Origin of the sequence: Aquidulcibacter sp., from assembly GCF_020253525.1 — a bacterium.
GTDB lineage: Bacteria > Pseudomonadota > Alphaproteobacteria > Caulobacterales > Aquidulcibacteraceae > Aquidulcibacter.
The window spans coordinates 1-6,974 of the sequence record NZ_JADCBK010000110.1; the positions used below are offsets into that span (position 1 = coordinate 1).

At 56.5% G+C, this 6,974-nt stretch carries 7 protein-coding genes; 3 read left to right on the top strand and 4 right to left on the bottom strand.

Going from position 1 to position 6,974, the window contains the following annotated elements:
* A partial coding sequence (locus IOB61_RS12660; RefSeq protein ID WP_290817265.1) for a class I SAM-dependent methyltransferase occupies positions 1 to 567 on the top strand: 567 nt, incomplete at its 5' end.
* Between the two features lie 11 nt (positions 568 to 578).
* Here the strand turns inward: IOB61_RS12660 and IOB61_RS12665 are convergent.
* Positions 579 to 2,249, bottom strand: a complete 1,671-nt coding sequence (locus IOB61_RS12665; protein WP_290817268.1) for an NAD+ synthase — start codon at positions 2,247 to 2,249, stop codon at positions 579 to 581.
* A 31-nt stretch (positions 2,250 to 2,280) separates the two neighbouring features.
* Entirely contained in the window at positions 2,281 to 3,225 is a 945-nt protein-coding gene (locus tag IOB61_RS12670; protein WP_290817270.1) for a Gfo/Idh/MocA family oxidoreductase, read from the bottom strand.
* A 234-nt stretch (positions 3,226 to 3,459) separates the two neighbouring features.
* Between IOB61_RS12670 and IOB61_RS12675 the strand changes: the two genes are divergently transcribed.
* Both IOB61_RS12675 and IOB61_RS12680 read left to right on the top strand, forming a co-directional pair.
* Positions 3,460 to 4,467, top strand: coding sequence for an NADP-dependent oxidoreductase (locus IOB61_RS12675; protein ID WP_290817272.1), 1,008 nt, complete (start codon positions 3,460 to 3,462; stop codon positions 4,465 to 4,467).
* A 145-nt stretch (positions 4,468 to 4,612) separates the two neighbouring features.
* A complete protein-coding gene (locus IOB61_RS12680) occupies positions 4,613 to 5,503 on the top strand; it encodes a cobalamin biosynthesis protein CbiG (protein WP_290817274.1) in 891 nt (296 codons plus the stop codon).
* A 15-nt stretch (positions 5,504 to 5,518) separates the two neighbouring features.
* On the opposite strand, the gene IOB61_RS12685 is transcribed toward IOB61_RS12680, so the two are convergent.
* Positions 5,519 to 5,713 (bottom strand): hypothetical protein, encoded by a 195-nt coding sequence (locus IOB61_RS12685; protein WP_085340480.1) that lies wholly within the window; start codon positions 5,711 to 5,713, stop codon positions 5,519 to 5,521.
* 84 nt (positions 5,714 to 5,797) lie between these two features.
* Positions 5,798 to 6,974 (bottom strand): MATE family efflux transporter (locus IOB61_RS12690; RefSeq protein WP_290817277.1); only part of this gene is annotated, 1,177 nt, incomplete at its 5' end.

Below are 6,974 nucleotides of genomic sequence, written 5' to 3' on the forward strand. Positions count from 1 at the left end.
AACCGGGAGAATATAAGGTTTCTCGAGGCCGATGCGTCAGACGCGGTGTTTGACGAAGAATTTGACCTCTTGATTTCGCGCTTTGGGGTGATGTTTTTTGACGATCCCACCGCCGCCTTCACGCATATGGTGCAGCAAGTGAAGCCCGGCGGTCGCGTGGTGTTCGTTTGCTGGCGTCCGCCCGCAGAGAACGAATGGGTGACCATGCCGATGCAGGTCTTGGTCAGCGTGACAGAACCACCGCCGCCACCGCCCCCCGATGCGCCAAGCCCGTTTGCATTTGCCAATCCCGAACGAACAAAAGCGATTTTGGAAGCAGCCGGCTTGACCGATGTTCAGTTCACTCCGGTTGATGCGTCCATGTCGATGGGCTCTGGCAAGGGTGCGATCAAAGCCGCTGATTTCGTGATGGAAGTTGGCCCCGCAGCCCTACCAATCGCACAATTGCCACCAGAGACCATTGCGATGGTGCGCGAGAAGATGGAATTGGCGATTCTGCCGCGGCTGAAAGACGGCTACCTCTCGCTGGGCGGGGCGATCTGGGTCGTTGAAGCGCGCAAGCCTTAAGGGCCGACAATTTAGGGCTTGTCGCGATACTTATTGGTGATGGGATAGCGCCGGTCACGGCCAAAATTGCGCGTACCAATCTTGACCCCGGGCGGCGCTTGGCGGCGCTTATATTCGGCGACATAGAGCAAGTTCTGGATGCGGTGCACCACGGCTGGATCATGGCCACGCGCGATCACATCTTCAATCTCAGCCTCTTCTTCGACAAAGCCATGCAACATGTCATCCAGCGCCGGATAGGGCGGCAGGCTGTCTTGATCGGTTTGATTTTCGCGCAGTTCCGCCGAGGGAGCTTTGTCGATAATGCGTTGGGGAATAACCTCGCCAGCCGCACCAAGGCCGATATGACACGTATGCGCATTCCGCCAACGCGAAAGGGCATAAACCTCCATCTTATAGAGGTCTTTCAGCGCATTATAGCCACCGCACATGTCGCCATAAAGCGTGGCATAACCAACTGCCATCTCGCTCTTATTGCCGGTCGTCAACACCATGTGACCAAATTTGTTGGATAAGGCCATCAGCAGCACAGCGCGGCTACGACTTTGGATGTTTTCCTCGGCAATCCCGGTTTGCGTGCCAGCAAATTGGCCACTTAACATCTGGGCGAATGCTTCAACCGCTGGCTCAATCGAAATCACATCATAAGGAATAGCTAGGCGGCGCGCATTGTCTGCAGCATCTTCCAAACTGTCTTGACTGGTATAGCGCGAGGGCATCATCACACACCGCACGCGATCTGGCCCAAGGGCGTCAGCGGCGACTGCCGCACTCAGGCCAGAATCAATCCCGCCGGACAGGCCCAAAAGTACGCCGGGGAAACCATTCTTATTCACATAGTCCCGCAAAGACAGCACCATAGCGGCATAATCTGCGGCCTCACCCTCGACTTGGTCGCGTTGTTCTGCTTGCACGCATACCCAGCGATCAGCTTGTTTCCGCCATGTCGCTCCCGATAGGCTTTCTTCAAAATTGGGGAGCGATTGAACGCACGCCCCATCCGCATCTAAAGCAAAACTGCCACCGTCAAAGCAAAGCTCATCCTGCCCGCCTACTTGATTAACATAGATGAGCGGAAGGCCTGTTTCAGACACCCGCGCCCGTGCGCTGGCTAAACGCTCTTGTTTGACGGGGCGGCGATAAGGCGAGCCATTGGGGACAATAAGAAGCTCTGCCCCCTGCTGTTTAAGGCTCTCGGTCACGCGATCAAACCAAATGTCCTCACAAATAGGGATGCCGATGGACACGCCCGCAATGGTCACCGGGGTAGGCAAAGGCCCTGCATCGAACACACGCTTTTCGTCAAACACGGCATAATTGGGCAATTCATGCTTGAACCGCAGGTCGGCCACACGTCCGTCATGAAGAATTGCCACGGCATTAAACAACCCATCTTCATTCCGCCAGGGCGTCCCGATGATGACGGTCAAAGCTGTACCCGCTGTCATCCTCGCCAATGCCTCAGTCGCTTCGCGGCAATCTTTCACCGCCGCAGGTTTCAACACCAAATCTTCCGGCGGATAGCCGATCAAAAACAATTCTGTAAAAACAATAAGATCCGCGCCGCGGCTCAAAGCCTCACTCAAACATGCTTTCGCTTTGGCGAGATTTCCCCACACATCCCCAACAATCGGGTTTAGCTGGGCAGAAAGGATGTGCAATTTGGTTTGGGTCTGGCTCATGGGCCTAAACTAGCCTGATGTGCGGCTTGGTTCAAAGGTTTGCGCTGAGAATGGTTTCAATCTGCAAGGCAAGGTCCATCGCGGTCATGGCTTCTTGGTTGGACAATTCCGCATAAGGTGCCGAACATGCCGCCACAAATTGGCCAAGCATTTGGGCGACTGGGTCTGAGTCTTGGGCGAGAAATGGCTTCGGATTAGGCCAATTCGCCCCATGGCTGACAACGCCGCGGACAAAATCAACGCTCATTTGCCCCTGCCCTTGGCCGGTATCCAATATCCATTGGGTTGTACGGACGCTTGCCGTACGTGTGGCGCGTACACGGGCTTCACCGCCTCCTTTAAAGCGCACTCTGGCTTCTGCGGCATCAATGGCAGCCCCTCGACCGCCCAGCTTTGTGGCTCTAACCGAGACAGCGCGTGAACCAAACAAAACGGCGGCAACATAAAGATCTTGAATCATCAGATCTAAGATCACCGACACATCGCTGATATGCTCTCTCGGTGGCGCTTCACGTATGGCTTCAAAATGACGCAATCCAGACATGGCTGGCACAAGCCCCAATGCCGCCAAAGTAGGACCTTCCCTGTGCCCAACTTGCAGAATTAATTGCCGGGCGCGGGCCTCGGCGACCATGGCTTGGGCTTCCTCGCGAGACGTCGCAATCGGGCGCTCTACAAGTACATGGCACCCTTGGGAAAGGGCTTGCAGGCTGATGCGCCCATGGGTTCCTGCCGGGGAAGCAATGATCACGGCATCCGCTCGCGCCAACAGGGCGTCTAGAGCCATGGGCTCGATGCCGAAGCGGGCACACAAGCCCTCAGAACGGCGGGGATCGGGCTCATAAAGACCGATCAGGCTCGCACCGGGCGTCACGCGCAGCGCCGCAGCATGGCGCTCCCCCGCTACACCCGCCCCTATGAGTCCCACCTTCAACAAGCTCTTACCGGCCCCTTCACTTAAATGCGGTTCTGCCACCCAAAAAACTCACGGAGGCTTCACGCATCTGTCACAAGCGCGTGGTGCTCAAGCATAAAAGGCGGGCGTCCATCAATCGCGCGCTCAAAAAAACTTCAGCAAACCAGCCATTTCCAGCAAACAATTGCAGCAAGCCACATAGGGCCTCGCCAAGATGACTTGACCCGCTCCCCAAAAGGCCGTCATTCCCACCCCAGAAGCGCCTCGGAGCGCCAGGTTCGCAGGGAGAAGTACATGCCAGCAGTTACATCGAAAGAAGTTCGCCTGAAGTCGCGTCCAGAAGGCGCGCCAGTTGCCGAAAACTTCGAAATCGCCAGCGTTGAAATCGGGGCACCCGCTGCGGGCTTCGTCCAAGTGAAGAACCATTGGATGAGTGTTGACCCCTATATGCGCGGTCGCATGTATGACCGCCCTAGCTATGTGCCGCCCTTCCAATTGGGCGAAGCACTGCAAGGCCACGCGATTGGTGAAGTCGTTGAAAGCGGCGATCCTGACTTTCAAGTGGGCGACATCGTTACCCACATGTTGGGCTGGCGGGAATATGTGACGGGCCCCAAAGCCCTATTCACCAAGATCGACACCCATGGCATTCCTCTGCAAGCCTTTTTGGGCGTGATGGGCATGCCTGGCATGACCGCTTATTGCGGCTTTTTGGAAATCGGTGCGCCAAAGCCGGGGGATACGGTCTTTGTATCCGGCGCTGCGGGTGCAGTTGGTTCGCTTGTTTGCCAGATCGCGAAGATCAAGGGCTGTAAGGTCGTAGCCTCCTGCGGGTCGGACGAAAAGGCAGCGTGGCTGAAGTCGGTCGGGGTTGATGAAGTCGTCAATTACAAGAAGGTGCCAGACTTGTTAGCCGCTGTGCGCGCCGCCGCCCCTCAAGGCATTGACATCTACTTCGATAATGTCGGTGGCGAACACCTTGAAGTCGCGCTCGAAGTAGCCCGTCCCGGTGCGCGCTTTGCCGAATGCGGCATGATCAGCCAATATAATGCGACAGAGCCAGTTCCCGGCCCAAGAAACCTTGTCTATATCGTCGGCAAAAGCCTGAAGATACAAGGCTTCATTGTGTCTAACTATGCCAGCATGCAAGGCCAATTCCTCGCGGAAATGGGCGGCTGGATCAAGGACGGCAAGATTGAGTGGGAAGAGACTGTGATGAACGGGATCGACCAAGCCCCCGCTGCCTTTATCGGCCTGTTCAGCGGTGCCAATGCCGGTAAAATGCTGGTCAAACTGGTCTAAACCCAGCCAGTTGAACCTATCTCGCAAGGCCAGTCTCGCAGCGACTTCTGGACTGGCCTTGCCCATTGCATTTCGAGGGTGACGAACGCCGTCTTGCCCTGTAGAAGCCGCGCTTCAATTTTCGACCCTGAATAGGAAACCACCCATGAGCCGCCTTTTCGACAATTATGTTATGGTTGACTGGTCGGCCGCGGCTAAGCCTGCCACGGGCGCGGATTCAATTTGGATCGGTACTTTGCGTCGTGACGTGCGCCTCCAATTGCGCTTTGAGGCGCAAAATCCACCCACGCGAAAAGCGGCATTTGACGCGATTACCGCTCTTTTGGCTGAATTTGACAAGCGCGGCGACCGCACGCTGATCGGTTTTGACTTCCCCTTCGGATATCCAACAGGAACGGCCGCTGCCTTGAAGTTTGATGGCACCCCTTGGGCAGCCATGCAGGCTTTTCTGTCCAAGGAAATCAAAGACAAGCCGGATAATGCCAATAATCGCTTCCAAGTCGCAGCGATGATGAACAGACTGATTTCGGGTGGACCTTTCCCGTTCTGGGGCTGTCCACCGCGCGACGTATTGACGACGCTGCAATCGAAAAAAACGCGCCCACATGGTCCAGGTGACCTGCCAGAGCATCGCTTAGCCGAACTCGCGGCCAAAGGGGCAAGCCCCATCTGGAAGCTCTATACGGCGGGCTCTGTCGGATCGCAGGCTTTAACGGGTATCCCCGTCGTTAAAAAGCTACGCGACGCCCGCGCCGACGCGCGCATTTGGCCTTTTGAAACCGGTTATAAGGCTCTCTCGCGTGAGGACCTCGACGGGGTCAAAATCGTCATGGCCGAGATTTATCCCTCTCTGGTCAAAGCAGTTGCTGCATCGGGTGAGGTCAAGGACCTGGCGCAAGTGCGCGCGATTGCAGAGCACTTTGCAGCTTTAGATGAGGCGGGAAAACTTGCTTCGACTTTTGGGCCGGCCAAGGGCCTTACAGATGCTCAAATTGCGACGATTGAGCAAGAAGAAGGCTGGATTTTGGGCGTTTAATGCCCCTATCCAGCCTTAGCGGCGCAGGACCCAGCCAATAACCGCACCGCCAACAATGGACGCCCCTGCATAAAGGGTCCAATGAGCGGGCTCACCTTGACTGAAAACGGCGAAGATCGCGATGGGCAATAGGGCAGCCGACGTGCCGAGCAGCCCTAAGAAGACGGTTGCTCCTGCCGTACGTAATTGCCGCTTGCCAAAAGTGCGCACGATGCTCTCCCATCCTGTGCCGAAAGAGTACAGGTGGATGAAAGACCGCAAGATTGAGACCAGCGCAAATACCCCAAACCCGATTTATGGGGATAAGGGCTTATCAGCTTGGGGATCGACTGCTTTTGTGGTCTGTGTGGTTGCGATCGGGCCCAAGACAAACAGGCGAAGCACCAAAATGCCCGCCGAAACGATGCTGGCCAGTGCCACAGCCTCAACAAGGCCGCGTGCGCCGCGTTCGAAATGGATACAAAACAGCCACCCTAAGGGCGACATGACCAGCACATACGAGACAAAGTGACTCATTGTGGGAAACCATGGCTTGCCTAAGGCGCGCAAGGCTTGAGCGGCAACCACTTGCAAGAAGTCAGGAACCGCCATCAGCCAAACTAGGCCGACCAAAGCGGCCCCATAGGCCATTAAGCTGGGGTCGGTCGTAAATGCGCTGGCAATCGGCTTGGCCGCAACCCAAGTTACAAGGGAAAAAAGCGCCGCGTAAACGCCCGATAGACCAAGGCCAAGCCAAGCAATCTTGCGGGCACCAGCAAGGTCACCCGCGCCGCGCGCGTTTGAGGCAATAACGGCCGTCGCCGAGGCAATGCCCATGGCGGGCATAAAGCCAATCGACATGATGTTCATCACGATGTTGAAGGCACCAACCTGAACAACCCCCGCCAAGCCCGCAATGATCGTGAGGATATTGAAGGATCCTGCTTCCAAAATGCCACTGCCGGCAGCCGAAAGGCCGATAGAAACTTGTTCTTTGGCTTCGCCGGGGGCTGCGCGGGTTGAAAAGTCCAAGAAGCCGAACTGCTTAGCATCCGGCATATTCAGCAACCAAATCAGAGCCCCAATCGCCAGGAAGAGACGCGCGCCTAAAGTACTCCACGCGGCCCCATCCGCACCCTGAAGCGGCACAAGATAGGTCGCCAACGCCAAGTTGACCACATTAGCTCCCGCCATCAAGGCAAGCGCAACACGGGGCCGCGACAAGGCCTCTAACGTCTTGGCACAGGTCAGATAGACAGCATTGGGGAGCAGGCTGAGGCCCAAGATAGCTGCGCAAGTTGCCGCCCCTTTGGCCAAATCGGGTTGTTGGCCCAAATGCTCAAGCGCCCATAGTGCGCCAAAGTGCAGGACCACGGCGAGGCTGAAGCCCATGATAATCGATGTCACGATACCGCGCCGCCAAATCAGGCCAATCGAGCGTGGGTTATTCTCGCCATAGCGACGGGCGGCCAAGACTTGTACGCCCACCAAC

Excerpts from the sequence above, each read along its gene's own strand:
- IOB61_RS12680 (WP_290817274.1), top strand. The coding sequence starts at position 4,613 with ATGAGCCGCCTTTTCGACAATTATGTTATGGTTGACTGGTCGGCCGCG.
- IOB61_RS12665 (WP_290817268.1), bottom strand. The coding sequence starts at position 2,249 with ATGAGCCAGACCCAAACCAAATTGCACATCCTTTCTGCCCAGCTAAAC.
- IOB61_RS12675 (WP_290817272.1), top strand. The coding sequence starts at position 3,460 with ATGCCAGCAGTTACATCGAAAGAAGTTCGCCTGAAGTCGCGTCCAGAA.